12 protein-coding genes are annotated in these 16,315 nt (G+C 45.5%); 9 read left to right on the forward strand and 3 right to left on the reverse strand.

Going from position 1 to position 16,315, the window contains the following annotated elements:
* The first annotated feature begins 73 nt into the window (after positions 1–73).
* Together LZZ85_RS03070 and LZZ85_RS03075 are read left to right on the forward strand one after the other, a co-directional pair.
* Complete coding sequence (locus LZZ85_RS03070) at positions 74–262, forward strand: CsbD family protein (protein ID WP_237868468.1); 189 nt, start codon at positions 74–76, stop codon at positions 260–262.
* Between the two features lie 221 nt (positions 263–483).
* On the forward strand, positions 484–879 hold the full coding sequence (locus LZZ85_RS03075; RefSeq protein WP_237868469.1) for a MauE/DoxX family redox-associated membrane protein: 396 nt from the start codon (positions 484–486) through the stop codon (positions 877–879).
* Positions 880–972: 93 nt separating this feature from the next.
* On the opposite strand, the gene LZZ85_RS03080 is transcribed toward LZZ85_RS03075, so the two are convergent.
* Positions 973–4,365, reverse strand: coding sequence for an astroprincin family protein (locus tag LZZ85_RS03080; RefSeq protein WP_237868470.1), 3,393 nt, complete (start codon positions 4,363–4,365; stop codon positions 973–975).
* 168 nt (positions 4,366–4,533) lie between these two features.
* Positions 4,534–5,145 carry a YceI family protein gene (locus LZZ85_RS03085; RefSeq protein WP_237868471.1) on the reverse strand — a complete coding sequence of 204 codons (612 nt, stop codon included), beginning with the start codon at positions 5,143–5,145 and terminating at the stop codon, positions 4,534–4,536.
* Positions 5,146–5,320: 175 nt separating this feature from the next.
* Between LZZ85_RS03085 and LZZ85_RS03090 the strand changes: the two genes are divergently transcribed.
* Both LZZ85_RS03090 and LZZ85_RS03095 read left to right on the forward strand, forming a co-directional pair.
* Positions 5,321–5,668 carry a hypothetical protein gene (locus LZZ85_RS03090; protein ID WP_237868472.1) on the forward strand — a complete coding sequence of 116 codons (348 nt, stop codon included), beginning with the start codon at positions 5,321–5,323 and terminating at the stop codon, positions 5,666–5,668.
* A gap of 39 nt (positions 5,669–5,707) precedes the next feature.
* Positions 5,708–6,250: a MepB family protein gene (locus tag LZZ85_RS03095; protein WP_237868473.1), complete on the forward strand. Its 543-nt coding sequence runs from the start codon at positions 5,708–5,710 to the stop codon at positions 6,248–6,250.
* Here LZZ85_RS03095 and LZZ85_RS03100 read toward each other — a convergent pair.
* The gene (locus tag LZZ85_RS03100; protein ID WP_237868474.1) at positions 6,238–6,744 is read right to left on the reverse strand and encodes a hypothetical protein; all 507 of its coding nucleotides are present in this window, start codon (positions 6,742–6,744) and stop codon (positions 6,238–6,240) included. The genes LZZ85_RS03095 and LZZ85_RS03100 overlap by 13 nt on opposite strands.
* A 353-nt stretch (positions 6,745–7,097) precedes the next feature.
* On the opposite strand from LZZ85_RS03100, the gene LZZ85_RS03105 reads away from it, so the two are divergent.
* The 5 genes from LZZ85_RS03105 to LZZ85_RS03125 all read left to right on the forward strand — a co-directional run bounded on the left by LZZ85_RS03105 (position 7,098) and on the right by LZZ85_RS03125 (position 16,308).
* The gene (locus LZZ85_RS03105; protein WP_237868475.1) at positions 7,098–7,658 is read left to right on the forward strand and encodes an RNA polymerase sigma factor; all 561 of its coding nucleotides are present in this window, start codon (positions 7,098–7,100) and stop codon (positions 7,656–7,658) included.
* A 98-nt stretch (positions 7,659–7,756) separates the two neighbouring features.
* Positions 7,757–8,959 carry a FecR family protein gene (locus tag LZZ85_RS03110; protein WP_237868476.1) on the forward strand — a complete coding sequence of 401 codons (1,203 nt, stop codon included), beginning with the start codon at positions 7,757–7,759 and terminating at the stop codon, positions 8,957–8,959.
* A gap of 406 nt (positions 8,960–9,365) precedes the next feature.
* On the forward strand, positions 9,366–12,620 hold the full coding sequence (locus LZZ85_RS03115) for a TonB-dependent receptor (RefSeq protein WP_237868477.1): 3,255 nt from the start codon (positions 9,366–9,368) through the stop codon (positions 12,618–12,620).
* Positions 12,621–12,643: 23 nt separating this feature from the next.
* Complete coding sequence (locus LZZ85_RS03120; protein ID WP_237868478.1) at positions 12,644–14,095, forward strand: RagB/SusD family nutrient uptake outer membrane protein; 1,452 nt, start codon at positions 12,644–12,646, stop codon at positions 14,093–14,095.
* 224 nt (positions 14,096–14,319) lie between these two features.
* Positions 14,320–16,308, forward strand: a complete 1,989-nt coding sequence (locus LZZ85_RS03125) for an FAD-dependent oxidoreductase (RefSeq protein ID WP_237868479.1) — start codon at positions 14,320–14,322, stop codon at positions 16,306–16,308.
* Positions 16,309–16,315: the final 7 nt, after the last annotated feature.

Below are 16,315 nucleotides of genomic sequence, written 5' to 3' on the forward strand. Positions count from 1 at the left end.
CAACTTTATTTCGCGGCCCGCTTTTGGTATCCTTACTTCAGGAATTCTATTTAATCACTAAAACATTTATGTTATGGATAAGCTGGAATTAAAAGGGAAGTGGAATGAGTTAAAAGGTAAAGTGAAACAGGCCCATGCTAACCTCACCGATGATGATCTGAAATACGAAGAAGGAAAGGATGATGAATTATTGGGACGTTTGCAGCAAAAACTGGGGAAAACAAAGGACGATGTGGTGCAGTGGTTGAAGTCGCTCGGATAGATGTTGATAGGGGGCTTTGCTAATTTCGATTGGCGAAATAGGAGCGCGGCGGACGCGGCGAAAGCAGCCATGACAAGTGTTGTATTTCGTTGCTTTCGCCGCGTATCGTTGCGCTCGCCGCGTTCCAGCCACGGCGATCAACGTTGAGGCTTGATGCAGTCATCCTAAACCAATGTAACAGTTAGCCAGTACTGCACACGTAAAAAGCTGTACTTTCAAGAATGACAAACTTCAAATCAACCTTTTTCTTTCTCCGCTTGCCGATAGCGGTTTCCATGCTCGGGCATGGATTAGTTAGATTACCAAAGCTTGCAGGCTTCAGTCAGTGGATGCGCGAATCCATGCAGAAATCAGTTCTACCGGATAGTATTATCACTCCTTTCAGTTATGCACTCCCATTTGCGGAAGCGATCATCGGCGTGTTATTGCTTATCGGCGTTTTCTTCCGGTATACGATCTATGCGGGCCTCTTATTAATGTCCGTTCTTATTCTGGGCAGTGCATCCATTGAGAACTGGGGTGCTATCGAAGCGCAATTGATACATGCCATCTGTTTTGGTGCGTTGTTATGGTGGCACGATAAATACAAACCGGCGGAACGCACATCCATGCGGTAGTCGTTTAAGGATATTACTATAAAAGAAAGGCGATTCTTTAAAGAGCCGCCTGTTGTTTGATGCATGGTAGTTGCATCTTTCGTGCCTCACTGCTTAGTTGCTGCAACTGCCGGCCCGCAGGTTTTGCAATGTCGGGTTGTAGCCATTGTTGATCACAGTATAGTTGGAGATCGTGCCGCCTCCATTCGCGATCTTCGTTAAGCCACAAAGATTTTTGAGAAGCTCATTCCCATTTATATTAATACCGTTAGTGCTGCCGGTTAAATTTGTTAGTCCATTCAGGTTGGCGAGTACCTTGTTTTGTACCAGCGTAATTCCCCCTGTCATTGATGTTACGCCGTTAAAGCCGTCAATGCTTGTCAGCGCATCATTTCTGACGATGTATATACCCGTTACTGTAATAAGAGAGGTGAATCCCTTGAAGTCTATGAGGGCTGGATTATCCTGCACATATATGGTTCGGCTTTCCGACTGTCCGATACTTTTCAGTTTGGCAAATCCATTTACGCTTGCCAGCTTCGTTTTGATGATCCGGAAATCCTGGCCGATACTTTCAAGAACACTGAAACCTGAGATATCTGTTAGATTCAATCCTCCAATGTTAAGCATCCCACCAAGCGTTTTCAATGTTTTGAATCCTTTGATCTGTGTGAGTGGGCCGGTATAGGTATTCCCGGCTGCGGTTTCCAGGTTTAACGAATAAGGCAGACTAGACAGTTTGTTGAAGCCATTGATGGTGATCATTTTTACCGCAGATCCGTTTGAGCCATTGTTACTGATGGTCAGGTCCCCGTTCACTGATTCGAGATTGTTGAATCCATCGAGGTTAACAATATTCGGGCACCACTCGATGAGAAATCTTCCACTATTCTTTAGCGCGGGCAGGTCGAAGGTGGTCAGCGCCTGCATTGCCTCGTAACCACCGGAGAGGTAGATGCCGCCTGTAGATTTCTCTAATGCATTCAGGTTGATAGATGATACTTTGATATTGTGCTCGATCACAACCCCGTCGGCCTCTTTTAATTTCGGGAAGCTGATACTGGCAAGGTTGGCATTATCTTTTATCGACAACGCTCCTTTTTCGAACAGCGGGAAATTGACCGCCGTAAGCGCCGCGTTGATGGATACCGTCAGACCATTTGTTGATACAAGTTTGCTGGTGATTGTACTGATATCTGTCAGCTTTTCATTTCTGGTGATCGTGACCCAATCTGTCACGTTTGAAGGTATATTGAAACCAGTCAGGTTAGTGAGTTTAGGATTCTGATCAATGGTCAATCGGCCAGTGATCACAATGTTTTTCATATCCGCCATGCTGGTCAGCTCAGGGTTGTCTACGAGCGTCAATCCCCAACTTCCGATCGTTCCCGTCGCATTGGCAAAAGTTCCCAGGTTGGTGAGCGAGGTATTCGTGATCTCAATGAATCCGCATTTATCAACCGACTTCAATTGCGGAATAGAGAGCGTTTTCAGGACCGGGTTTCCGGTGATCGTGATGTAGTCATTTCCCAGGGGACTTACTGATTCAATGCCCGGAAGTGTAACGGCGGCAAGACCCAGGTTGTGATTGATATGTATCCCCTGCATGGTCTTGTTTGCCAGTTTGGGGAACGCCAGGTTGACGAGTTGACTGCTGGCTACTACAGACAACCAGCCGATGCTTTCGAGTTGAGAAAGACCTCCAAGTTGTGTGATAGTGGTATTCCGCAATTCAAGTCCTCCCACTTTTTTTAATACGGTAATTCCGCTGAGGTCGGATACATTGGCTATATAAAGTATTCCATTGACTGTATTGTATGCTGAATCGATGAAGGCTTTCAGCGTAGCGGCGTTATTGATGCTATAGTTTCCGTTGAATACTTTGCCGTCGCTTGATGGCGGTGTATTGTCTTCGCAGACTTTTACCGGATCCTGGATCATATAGGCAACCGAAGGATTCAGTTGCAAGGCAATGTCTTTTGTTTTCTTACCAGTTTGCAGGTCGTAGACGGTGAGCAATACATTGTCGACACGGTTCGGCAAGGCGTTGTAGAAAACGTATTGTGCGGTGAAGCGTCCTTCTGTTCCAAAAACGGGTGCGGTCGTTGTTCTGATCACCGTATTACCGGCTTTCATTACCATCACTGCATAGCCGCGTGTGACCGGCTGGTTATTGCAATTGACGGCTTTGCCATTGACGTTCACCACAGTTTCACCATTACCGCCACCACCGCCGCCGGAAGGAGGGATGGTGATCGTAATAGTCGTTGGTGGGTTTGTCGGACGGACTTCCTGTGTTACACTTTCCTGTTCTGTAGCAAATGTGGGCGCCGGTGGAACTACATCATCCGCATTCGATGAATAGTTAGTGTTGGTTGGATAGTCAGGCCCTCCTGGTTGAATGGGCGTTACGGTTACTTCCATCACATCCGCAATATTGGGCAGCGGAAATGTTACAGATGTCTCTGATCGTGGGGGATTTGCGTTCGGAACCGGTGTTGGCGTTGGGAAGGTGTTGCTGTAAAGCGTGTTCTTGGTTGCTTTATCTTTTACAGTCAACTGGAAGGTTGGTGGATTGTTCAGTATCTGATCCATTGTGCTCTGATCAGGATTGATTTTTGACAGCATCCATTGCAGGATAAAAGGCAGGTTCATAAAATCATAGAAGTGGTCATAATTCCAAACAGAAAAATGCGATACTTTCCCAACATACTTTCCATTCTGGTAAGTACCGGTTCCTTCTTCTGTCCAGATCCCTTTGGTCTCATCAAAATACCACATCGGAATACTTGCACTTGCTTTTGCCTGTAAGCTTTTGGGGACGGGAAGTGAAACGGTCACCTGTGAACCGGCTTTGATCGCCAGCTTATTTCCATTGTTGTCAAGCAGATCTAGGTGTGACATTCCCATTGATACAAGTGTACCACGTTTGTTGGTTGAATTATTTGCTGCCATATCACCAGGAATTCTTGCGGCAAAATCAGCGATCGTAGGATTTATATAGTTGGCCACAACATTGATCGTTCCCGTGTAATCCTTTATGGCGTTGGCCGGGATTTCGATGCGTGTACCGCCTTTCGATTCCACGGCTCCGCCTGTAGTAGCACTGATAGTTCCGATGCTTTTTTGTTGCATAAGTTTGATCAACGGTGGTTTTGAGAGTCCGTTTTTAATTGGCTGGAAAATACGCGAACCGTGAAAGTACCCGGGTTTAGTTGCTTCTATATATGCTCTTGCCTGGTCAAGCATAATATTAGTGATGTAATAGATCCCGTTCTCATCCGTCGTGGTAGAAGAACCGCCGCCGGTAATGGTAACCCCCGCCAGTGGTTTATCAGCTTCATCCACGATCCGGCCGAAGATACTGGTGTTGATTTTTACACCTTCAGTCGGTATACCGGGAATATTGGGATTGTCCGGCCCGCCCGGTACATCGGGATTTTTCCTGCAGCCGTCCAGGACAACTGCGAATATCATAAGACTGAGAAGGGAAAGAAACTTTTTCATGCGTTGAGGCTTTTGGTTAATGACGGTACAAAAATGTCCTCAATGCAACAGATGGGAAATACTGAATTTGTAGTAGTAATTAAAAAGCCAAAATTAAAAAGAAAAAAAACACCTCTGAATGTGAAGGTTAGCGCCTTTTATCCTAGGTGTTTTTTTTCTTTTTAATTTTTACTTCCCTGCATGCAGTTTCAGGTGAATATCAACTTCCGGAAAGATCTGGTCGTTGCCATGGATCGGATCTGCATGATAGGTCATTCCCCATTTTGTGCGATCTATTTTAAAAGTGCTTTCAACATGCAGGCTGTCTCCGGCGAAAGTTACTTTAGCGGGGAAACTGATCTCCCTTGTGGAGCCGATCAGGGTGAAATCGCCCGTGATCCGGAAATTGGAACCCGGAAGTGCAGGCTCATTACCGGTGAATGTTTCGATCTTTTTGAACTCAAAACCTGCATTGGGGTGCAGCACAAGATTGAAAAAATCGGCAGTTTTAAGATGGTTCAGTAACACTGGCGGACCGGGAGGTGGCGCTGAAGTAACCTGCAGCGAACTTACCGGCATGATGAAACTGCCGCCCACGATGTTACCGTTTCTTACTTTGATGGCTGTTTTGCTGACGCCGATGAAGCCTTTGTTGGTAGTGGGAGTGGATCGGCCGGTCCATTCGGCTACAGAATTGTCTTCGTTTACCTGGTAGGTTGTTGTGTCATCGTCTTTGTCCTTGTTACAGCTTGTTGCGATAACTGCCATGCAGAGTGCAACGCTCATTGCCCTTTTTATCATAGAGTATTTTTTTGTGAGGCAAAAATGCGGCGCGTTACTTTGCAGCGATAGCTGATCGTGCATGGATTGTTTAAATCTGACTTCGAAATGATGCCTGTCTTCTTAGGTAACTAATGACTTTCAGAAAATTCGGGTTGTCTTTTTGAATGAATAATTACTTTACTTTACCGCGTCTATGGCGATCAGAAATATTAAACAGTGGCGTACTATTTTCGGTATAAACCTGCTGCTGGCACTTGTCGTATCGGTCATGTATTTTCTCGTCCGTTCGTATAAAGGATGGCAGTTTACCTTTTCTCTTTCCGCCGGTTTTCTGATTGCCCTCGGTGTTTGTCAGCTGGCAAACCTGGTGCTCGTTTACCGGAAACGGGTGTCAATCGAGCTTTTTACTCTCTGTCTGTTATTTTTGTTCCTGTTTTTATTTTCTATTATCAGGACGGGAAACATATTCCTGTTCATATTTCCATTACTGAATTATGTTGTATTGAAAATGGTGGATGCGAAAACAGCCAGGAAGCGATAATAGATATTACTGATGATCTGATCTAAACTGTAAACACTTATGTGTGCCGAAAAAATAAAATCATCCGGACAAATACAGGGTGGATTGTTTGCTGATATAGCGATGATAAAGCAGCGGTTGTATGATAAAGCAGGAATATCTTTCCGAAGTTTTGTGCAGCACAGGGAAGGAGGGGCTTATGCTGCCTGTACTTTTAAGTTGGATGACCATACGGTTGAACATCGCAGTGCAAATATCACACCAGCAAAGCAAGGCCAGTTTGTAACGATATGGAAACGTAATAAGGAAGGCATTACGGCTCCGCTGGATGCCGCCGATGATTTTGATATGGTGCTGATCACCTGCAGGTTGGCAGATAAGATCGGACAATTTGTTTTCCCTAAAGCATTATTGATCCGTCAGAAAATAATTGCAGTAAGTAATAAAGGAGGTAAAAGGGGGATCCGGGTATACCCGCCATGGGATCTCCCGGCTAATGACCAGGCGCTTAGGACACAGAAGTGGCAGAAGGATTACTTTATTGATCTGGATGATGAAAAAGCGCACGAAAGGATCCTGAGCCTGTTTCGTCAGGTGGGATAGTTCGGTTCCTCGTCGAAGTAATAGCCTTTTGCATCGATCACGAATTCGCAGGCAGGCATAAGCGATCTTAATTGCAGCATCTTCTCACGCAAGTCCTCGTTTGCATCATTTGAAAACATCAGCGTTTTCATTCCCGGGTGTCCCGTCAGTTGTAACAATCCGTCGATCGTGATGCCGGTGTATCGGGCATGAATAAATTCAAGGCCATTGATCTTATTCAGTGATCCGATGCATCCGTTGTCAATACTGCGGCAGCCTTTGATGCGAAGTTCTTTTACGTATTCAAGTTTTGTAAGCAGTTCAATGCTTTCGTTGCCGATCTCAGCTTCATTCAGATCAAGCATGTTCACGCCTTTTACATTGGGCATGATATAGGCAAAGGCTTCGTCAGTGAGTTCGTCGACCGCACGGAGGTCGAGTTGATGATAATACGGCTCCATTGATTTCGCCATGTTTCCGAAAAGATGTACCAGTCTTTTATTTTTGCGGGCCATGGGGGAAAGATAATGGAAATAGGGATAAAGTTGCAGTTGTAAAAAAAGCGGATAAAGTTCATAACAGTCACCTTAACGGCTGATCGAATTTTTCCTTTCAAGGTTCGAAATGTTCATACATATATTTTGCGTGTGGTTCCCGCTGATCTGCGCGCATTGATCTGCTTAGATCAGCGGGAATCCAGCCCCGGTCCGGCTTACCGATTATTAAATTCCGGTGCAATATGTTTGTCTGCGAGAGCGTAATTCTTCGTCAAAATGACCCGATTTGATAAATCAATCAAAATTTTATTACTTTAGCACCCTAACGATGCTGCTGCTTGTCTATAATCCCATCATATAACGAAGCCAACTTGCTTCAACGCCTATCCACGGGCGATCAACATGCGTTCAGAGAGATCTTTGAGCAGCATTGGGATCAGATCCATGCCGTTGGCCTCAAAATTCTCAAATCTCCCGAATTGGCTAAGGATCTTGCACAGGATACTTTCATGAAGGTTTGGCATAATCGTGAGCAGTTAAAGGACGTGAAAAGCTTTCGCGCTTATCTTAATGTTGTTTCCCGTAACCTGGCGATCGATCATTTGCGCAAAAAGGTATTTACGGCTGAAAACGAAGAATACCTGGTGAGTTATTTCGCCGAGGATGCTGCAACGCCCGGCGAAGACGCTGAATACCGTGAGCTGGAGCAATTGCTGCATGATGCAGTGGATCACCTCCCGCCGCAAATGCAGCAGGTTTTCAGGTTGAGCCGGTTTGAAGGACTCAGTCATGCCGAGATCGCTGAACGGATGAATATTACCCGCGTGACCTCTAAATCTTATATGGTGCGCGCATTGGCAGCCATCCGGAAATATCTCTCCCAATATCAGTATGAACCACTTATCTGCTGGTTAGCACTGTTTTTCCTCTGAAGAAAATATTTTTTCCAGCAAACGCATTCCTCCCGCTTTCCTATCCGTCATTTTACTGTATGCTGCCGTCAACCCGGTTTTAAAGCATGCAATGCCATATGACTAAACAAGACACCTTGCGACTGCTTTGGGATAAATACGTCAGGGATCAAAAGCTTACTGCATCTGAGCTCAGGCAGTTAAAAGATCTTATCCAGGACGAAGACAACAGCAGTCTTGTTTCGGAACTGCTCGGTTCCGTATATGAACAAAAGCAGGAAATCTCCCCTGAATATTCTTCCTCCGATGCATTTAATGACATGTGGGAAAAGCTACGTCAGCAACCCGCACAGGAAGCTCCTGTAATTTCCTTTTCTTCCAAACGAAAATGGTGGCGATACGCCGCAGCGGCTGCAGTACTGATCGCGGCAGGCCTTGGAATGTATCAGTTCTTGATGCGTGACCGGCCTGGAGCAATTGCAGAGCAACCTCCAAAAGTGGAGAACATTTCCTCAGAGATACAGCCGGGAGGTAATAAGGCCATGCTGACGCTGGCCGACGGTTCTGTTGTAGCACTTACAGACGCGCAGAATGGAGTGCTGGCCAGCCAGGGCAGCTCAAACGTTGTAAAGCTCGCAAACGGCGAATTAGCATATCAATCCAATAATAAACAGGAGAATGAAGTAATGTTCAACACCATAGTTACGCCCCGGGGCGGAAAATATCGTTTAACACTTCCTGACGGAACCAAAGTGTGGATGAATGCCGAAAGCAGCCTGCGTTACCCAACATTATTTACCGGTTCAACGCGCGAGGTGGAATTGAATGGGGAAGCATATTTCGAAGTGGCCCGTAATGTTCAGCAACCATTCCGCGTACAGGTAAAAGATATGAAAGTAGAGGTGCTGGGCACCCACTTTAACATAATGGCCTATGAAAATGAAGCAGCGATGGCAACTACGCTGGTGGAGGGATCGGTTCGTGTCAGCTCTCCATCAAAGCAGCTGCTATTGAAGCCGGGGCAACAGGCCCTGGCTCAAAACGATGGCGGAATGAAGATGGTAAATGATGTCGATGTTCAGCAGGTACTGGCCTGGAAAAATGATTATTTCCAGTTCAATGCCGATCCGCTCGATCGTCTCATGCGCCAGATCGAGCGCTGGTATGATGTATCAGTCAGGTTTGACGGCACTGTGCCCGAAAGAAAATTCGGCGGAAAGATCTCGCGCTCAAGTTCGCTGACCGATATACTGAAAGTGCTTGAATTCAGCGATGTAAAATTCCGTGTGGAAGGAAAAACAATCACTGTAATCAATAAATAAGTGAAAGGCTGAGGGCGGGATTATGGGTTTTAAAGTTTAATAGTTTAATAGTTTAAAGGTTATAAGCAGAGCCTTTATACGGAACGCCTGGATTCGTCGATAAACACTAAAACTATTAAACTCTTAAACTATTAAACTCTTAAACTCCTAACCTCGTAAACATCAAAACTTCTAAACTATAAACCATCAAATATCAAGTATGATCGATTCCTAATCGATTGACGGCTCGGGCATTAAAAAAGCCAGAAGTACTGCGAATACTTCCAGCTTGAAGTTTAATGTGTTGACGCCACCATTCTCGGGGTAGACATTTAATTACACTAAACACATCAAATGTATGCAAATTAATCTTTTGTCGGGCCGCTGGCGTCTGCAGCGACACCCGATAGTCAAAACATTGCTTATTATGAAAATCATTGCCTTTCTCATGCTGGTAACCTGTTTACAGGTAAGCGCTACGGGCAATAGTCAGACGATATCGCTGTCTGAGAAAAATGCTTCTTTGCCGAAAGTGTTTGAAACCATTGAAAAGCAGACAAATTATGTGTTCTTTTTCGATTTGGAACAGGTAGCAAAAGCAAAAAAAGTGAATGTGCAATTTTCCAATGCACACATTGAAGACGTATTAAAAGCATGTTTTAAAGATCAGCCGCTCGAATATGTGATCGTCGGCAGTACTATTGTAATAAAGAGAAAAGCTGTTACACCGCAGGTTGTTGAAGTAGCAGCACCAGTGCCATTGACAATTACAGGCCGTGTACTCGATGATCAGGGACAACCGCTTTCCGGTGCTTCCGTGGTAGTAAAAAACAAGAATACCGGTACCAGCACTGATGCTACAGGTAAGTTCTCTGTTGAAGCGCAGCCAGGTGACATTCTCCTGGTCTCTTATGTAGGTTTTGAAGCAAAAGAAATTACTGTTGGCAGCCGTACGACAGTCGATGTTACGCTGAATCCCGATCTGAAAAGCGGCGAAGAACTTATCGTAGTAGCATATGGTAAAGTAAAGAAAGGTGATCTGACGGGATCCGTTTCCCAGGTAAAAGGGGCAGATCTTAGTTCATTCCCAACAACCAACGTATTGCAGGCCATGAGTGGCCGTGCACCGGGGGTAAGAGTAATGCAAAATTCAGGTTTGCCGGGTTCGTCCGTAAGCGTGCGGATACGTGGTGCAAATTCGATCCTTGGCGGAAACGAACCATTGTATATCATCGACGGTTTTCCGAGCAGCCCGACTTACCTGCAGAATGCGGATATCGAATCAATGGAGATCCTGAAAGACGCATCTTCAACAGCAATGTATGGTTCAAGAGGTGGTAATGGCGTTGTGCTGATCACGACGAGGGCTGGCAGAAAGAACCAGCCAACAAAAGTGAACGTGGATATGGGGTACAGCGTGCAGTCTGTAACAAAGAAAATCCAACTGCTGAATCCTTTGCAGTACGCTTCATTGTACAATGAGCAGGCCAAGAATGATAATATCGCACCTTATTTTACACAGCAACAGCTTGACTCATTCAGTAGCATCCAGGGAACCGACTGGCAGGACCTGATGATGCGCAACGCACCCATCTACACAGGTAATGTGAGCGTTTCCGGCGGTAATGACAAAACAAGTTTCTTTCTTTCCGGCGGGGTATTTACGCAGGAAGGCATTATTCCAAACTCTGACTACAACAGGTATTCATTCCGCGTAAACCTGAGTCATGATCTCGGCAAAGTATTTACTGTCGGATATACAACAGCCTATACAAGAAGTGACAGATCTCATCAGGGCAACAATATCGGCAACCGTGGCGGCGATCTGTTCGGCGCCATGTTATTTGCTCCGCCAACGGTAGGCCCGTATGACGCTAACGGCCGCTATGTCAGAATGAACACAGTTTACTCTTTTATTTCTAATGCGATCATCAACCCGCTGGCTTTGCAGAACGAAGTGATCAACAGAACAAAAGCTGATGATATCGTTTCGAACCTGAACGTTCGCGTAAAACTGTCAAAAGACCTCGAGTTCAGAATTTCCGGGAATCTTATGAACAGCAATAGCCGGCAGGATAATTTCAGGAACCGTGATCCGTATGGTTTGAATTCTCCGGGTAATGCGAATGTAAACACCAACCAGGGTACTACGCTGCTTAACGAAAATATCGTTACCTATAAAAAGACGATTGCGGCAAAACATGCCCTCGATTTTGTTGGCGGTATGGCAAACCAGGTAGACAAAAATACCTACATGGGATCCGGTAATGCGCAGGATTTCCTTAGCAACGCTGTGTTCACCGGAAATATCCAATCTGCAACAATACCAGGTTTGCCAAGCTCATCCTACTCTAAAACGGCATTGTCTTCATTTGTTGGCAGGGTGAATTACACATTCGACCAACGTTATCTTTTTACGCTGAGCTTCCGTCGTGACGGTTATTCAGCTTATTCAAAAGAATCCCGCTGGCAGAATTTTCCTTCTGCAGCGATCGCCTGGAGGGTGTCTAATGAATCATTCCTTCAAAACTCAAGGATTATTTCTGATCTGAAAATAAGAGCATCTTACGGACGTACCGGTAATACCTCTATCGGGGCTTACCAGACACAGAATATTCTGCAGCCATACAGTACGATTTTCGGAGATGCGCTGGCCATTGGTTATGCGCCACGCAGCCAGTATCCCGGCAATCTTAAATGGGAAAAAACCGATCAGGTGGATGTTGGAATAGATGCAGGATTATTGAATAATAAGATCCGTATCACCGCCGACTATTATTACAAAAGAACAATAGACCTGTTGAACCAGGTTCAATTGCCGACTTCGTTCGGATATGAGGTGTCGCTGCGGAATGTTGGAGAGATCAGCAACCGTGGTGTGGAGATCGCTGTTGACGCTACGGCGGTTGAAAACAAAGATTGGAAATGGACCCTTGGCGGTAATATCGCTTTCAACCAGAACAAGGTAGAGAAGCTTTATGAAGGTCAGGACATCGTTGGACCGAATATTTTTACCGGCAATATCAACGACTATGTGAACATCCTGCGTGTGGGTGAGCCCGTATTTGCATTCTATGGATATAAAGAGATCGGGTATACAGATAATGGATTGATCAAATACGAGGACAAGAATACTGACGGCGCGATCAATAATTTTGACAAAAGCATTATCGGTAATCCCAATCCCAAGTTCATCTACGGATTGAATTCAACTACACGCTACAAGAATTTCGAATTGACGTTGTTCTTCCAGGGAAGCCAGGGCAACCAGATCTTTAATCTCAATAAAGCGGCAAACCTGGATATGGGTTGGGGATTGAACCAGCCTGTGGAAGTCTATACAGATCACTGGACGCCTGAAAAAACAAATGCAAAGTATCCAAAGCCGTCCAATAAGATCAATGGCAACTTCTCTACTCGTTTTGTAGAAGATGGTTCCTACCTGAAACTGAGAAATATCATGCTTTCCTATTCTCTTCCGGTAAGTAATTGGAAACTCGGCGCGCTTAAATCAGCACAGATCTATGTCAGCGGACAAAATCTTGTAAGGATCACTAACTATTCAGGATATGATCCTGAAGTGAACGCGTATGGCAGCGCTAACTCTTTAACACAGGGCGTTGACTTTACAGTTTATCCAAACAACAAATCCGTTACAGTTGGCTTCCGTTGCGGTTTTTAATCAAGACTTTTAAATCATTCGATATGAAAAATATTTTTGGACTTCTGATTGTTTGTGTGGTGTCACTTACATCCTGCTCCAAGTTCCTGGATGAAGAGCCACAGCAGATCGCTGTGGAGAATTTTTATAATACACCGGTTGAAATGGAATCCGGTTTGAATGCGATCTATGAAACGGTTCGTTATCTCTCTACATTTGGCGGGTTCTACACGATCCAGCATGAGATCAATACGGAATACATGTATGGCCGCGGAAGCTTTGCTCCGATGAACTCTTACCAGGGATTGGATAATACCAACGTAGGTCGGATCACCGATACCTGGAATAACTTTTACAAAGGCGTACGCAATGCAAATATCATTATTCAGAAAGCCCCGTTAGCTAACGCGATCACGGAAGCTGAAAGAACAAGATATATCGCAGAAGCGCGCTACCTGAGAGGCCTTTATTATTTCCACATTGTAAGAAACTGGTCAGGAGTGCCTTTGCATACAGAGAATAATCTTGATTCTATCAATGTACCAAAGACAAGTGCTGCTGTGATCTATGACCTGATCCAGCAAGATCTTGTGTTTGCAGAAAATAATCTTCCTGATAACCCACGCCTGGTGGGTACGCCTTCAAAATGGGTGGCAAAAACCACGCTGGCCGAAGTATACCTGACATTGAAGAAGTATGATCTGGCGAGAAAAGCGTCGTCGGAAGTGATCGCATCCAGAAAGTATTCACTGGTGAACGTATCTGTCGCGGATGATTTTGATAAGATCTTTGGACCAGATGCAAACAACACTTCTGAAGAGATCCTCTATTTCAAATATTCTACCAAGGTATCAGGTCAGGGGTATCAGTATCTCGCTTACCTGCATGCTCCAACCACCATATACTTTCCGCGTGGCGGCTTTGGTACCATCTATGCTGATTCCCTGAATCTCTTTATGAGAAACTGGGATCGCGCAGATCTGCGTTATCGCTTCACCTGGTATCCTGCCAATGTTGGTGCAGGTGCTACAACAGTGCTTGTTAAAAAGTTCAGTGATCGTACGGCAACAGTGCAGCAGGGAAGTAATGATTATCCTTTGTATCGTTATGCTGATCTTCTTCTCTTCCATGCCGAAGCAGAAGCCAGTGCGAGTGGTGCTCCAACGGCTGATGCAATGGAAAAACTGAACATGGTCCGACGCCGTGCTTACGGAAAACCTGTCGGTACACCAGATGCTGCGGTCGACCTGAAACTGTCAGACTATCCGACACTCGATGCCTTTGTAAGGCGCGTTGTGCTCGAGCGTGGATATGAAACAGCAGGGGAAGGAAAACACTGGTTTGATCTGCAAAGACTGGGAATCTGGAAAGAGACCATCAAACAGATCGAAAATATTGATGTGGCAGAAAAACATATGCTGTGGCCAATCCCTCCACGGGAGTTCAATGGTAATACCGCGCTGAATCCGACAACAGACCAGAATCCGGGATATTAACCGGCCGCGGGACAGGTGGATTTACAGAGGTTGTATAGGTTGTATAGGTTTCAGAGGTTTCATAGGTTTCATAGGTTCCATAGGTTTGATAACAGTTGTTCCGGATCATGGAACATGTGAAACCTATGAAACCTCTGAAACTTGTGGAACGATAGATCTCTCTGCACTTTTAGGTTTCCTGCCTTGATGAGGCAGCCTATTTCTTTCAATGAAAAATCATGATCATGAAGTATTCAGGAGTTGTGCTTTTAGCACTTTGTAGTCTGTTTTTTGTTTCCATGCAAGGTTGTAAAGCAGGAGAGGAGAAAACAGATATCTGTATCTATGGCGGAAATGCAGCCGGGGTGATCGCCGCATATACTGCCGTGAAGATGAACAAGACAGTTATTTTGATTGAACCCGGTGCGCATCTGGGTGGATTGACCACCGGTGGCCTGGGTTATACTGATATCGGTAATAAATACGCCATAAACGGTTTGTCGCTCGACGTCTATCGCCGCATCGGAAAGCACTACGGAAAGTTTGAACAATGGATCTTCGAGCCAGGTGTTGCTGAAAACGTGATGAAGCAATATATACAGGAAGCTGGTGTGAAAGTGATCTATGGCCACAGGGTGGAGAAGGTGGAGAAGAACGGAACAAAGATCAGCAGCATTACTGTTCAGAATGATGATGGAAGTGCTCAACAGATCTCCGCCGGCATGTTCATCGACTGCTCTTATGAGGGCGATGTAATGGCCCGCGCGGGAGTTTCCTATACAGTTGGCCGCGAAGCCAACAGCTTGTACAATGAAACATATAACGGGGTGCAGTTGCTGGAAGGACATCAGTTCCCTGATGGCATTGATCCGTATAAAGTACCCGGCGATTCCTCCAGTGGACTTGTTTGGGGCGTTAGCGACGGACAACTTGCCGAAAGAGGCGCCGGCGATAAAAAGGTGCAGGCCTATAATTTCAGGATCTGCCTTAGCAACAAACCGGAGAATCGCGTAACGATTACCCGTCCGGATAACTATGATTCGACACGCTATGAGTTATTGCTCCGCTACCTGCAAAAGAAAGTACCCGGCGACCTTTGGGGGTTTCTGAAGTTTGACCTGATGCCGAACAATAAAACAGACATCAATAACAACGGCCCGATCTCAACAGATATGATCGGGTACAACCATAATTTTCCTGAAGCGGATTATGCTACAAGAAAGAAGATCCAGAAAGAGCATGAAGATTATACCAAAGGCCTTCTGTATTTCATCGGCCATGATGCACGTATGCCTGAGCATCTGAGAAACCAAATGCTGCAATGGGGGTATCCAAAGGATGAATACACAGATAATGGTAACTGGTCTCCACAAATGTACGTGCGTGAATCGCGCCGCATGGTTGGCGCATATGTAATGACGCAGCATAATTGCGAAGGTCGTGAAGTGGCGGATGATGCTGTCGGCCTGGCTGCGTATACCATGGATTCACACAATTGCCAGCGTATCGTGGTAAATGGTATGGTTAAGAACGAAGGCAATGTGGAGATCGGCGGCTTTGGCCCTTACCCGATCTCTTACCGTTCTCTTATTCCTAAGAAAGGCCAGGCTGATAACCTGCTGGTGCCTGTGTGTTTGTCGGCTTCGCATATCGCGTATGGTTCCATTCGTATGGAGCCCGTCTTCATGGTTCTTGGGCAATCAGCCGCCATCGCTGCTTCTCTGGCAATAGAGAATGGAACAGATGTGCACGGTGTTGACATCAAAAAGCTGCAGGCGAAACTGAAGAGCGACCCCCTGATGAACGGCCAGACACCTGAAATAATGGTGGATAACGATGATCAGGCAAACGTTAAAGCGACCGGCAACTGGCAGGTGTTGAAAAAAGGCGCTTATGGCCGGTCAATGTTTGTTGACAGCAGCAAAGGAAAAGAAGCGAAATCTATTCAGTTCATTCCTGCCATCGCTAAAGACGGCGACTACCAGGTGTACATCTATATTCCGAAAATGAAAGAGATCAGTTCTCAGATCCCTATTCAACTCTCCACCGCAGATGGTAACAAAAGCATTGTGATCAAACCTGCGGAGATCATTGTAGAAGGTCAAACATCCGGAGAATGGGTAAGCCTTGGTAAGCACAAATTTACAAGCGATAAAAAGGGCTATGTAGAAGTCAGCAATGCCAATGCCGATGGGTATCTGCCGGCTGATGCGATACTGTTTATCCCTCAGTAATTGATGT

This window comes from Terrimonas ginsenosidimutans, from assembly GCF_022012415.1.
Lineage (GTDB): Bacteria > Bacteroidota > Bacteroidia > Chitinophagales > Chitinophagaceae > Terrimonas_A > Terrimonas_A ginsenosidimutans.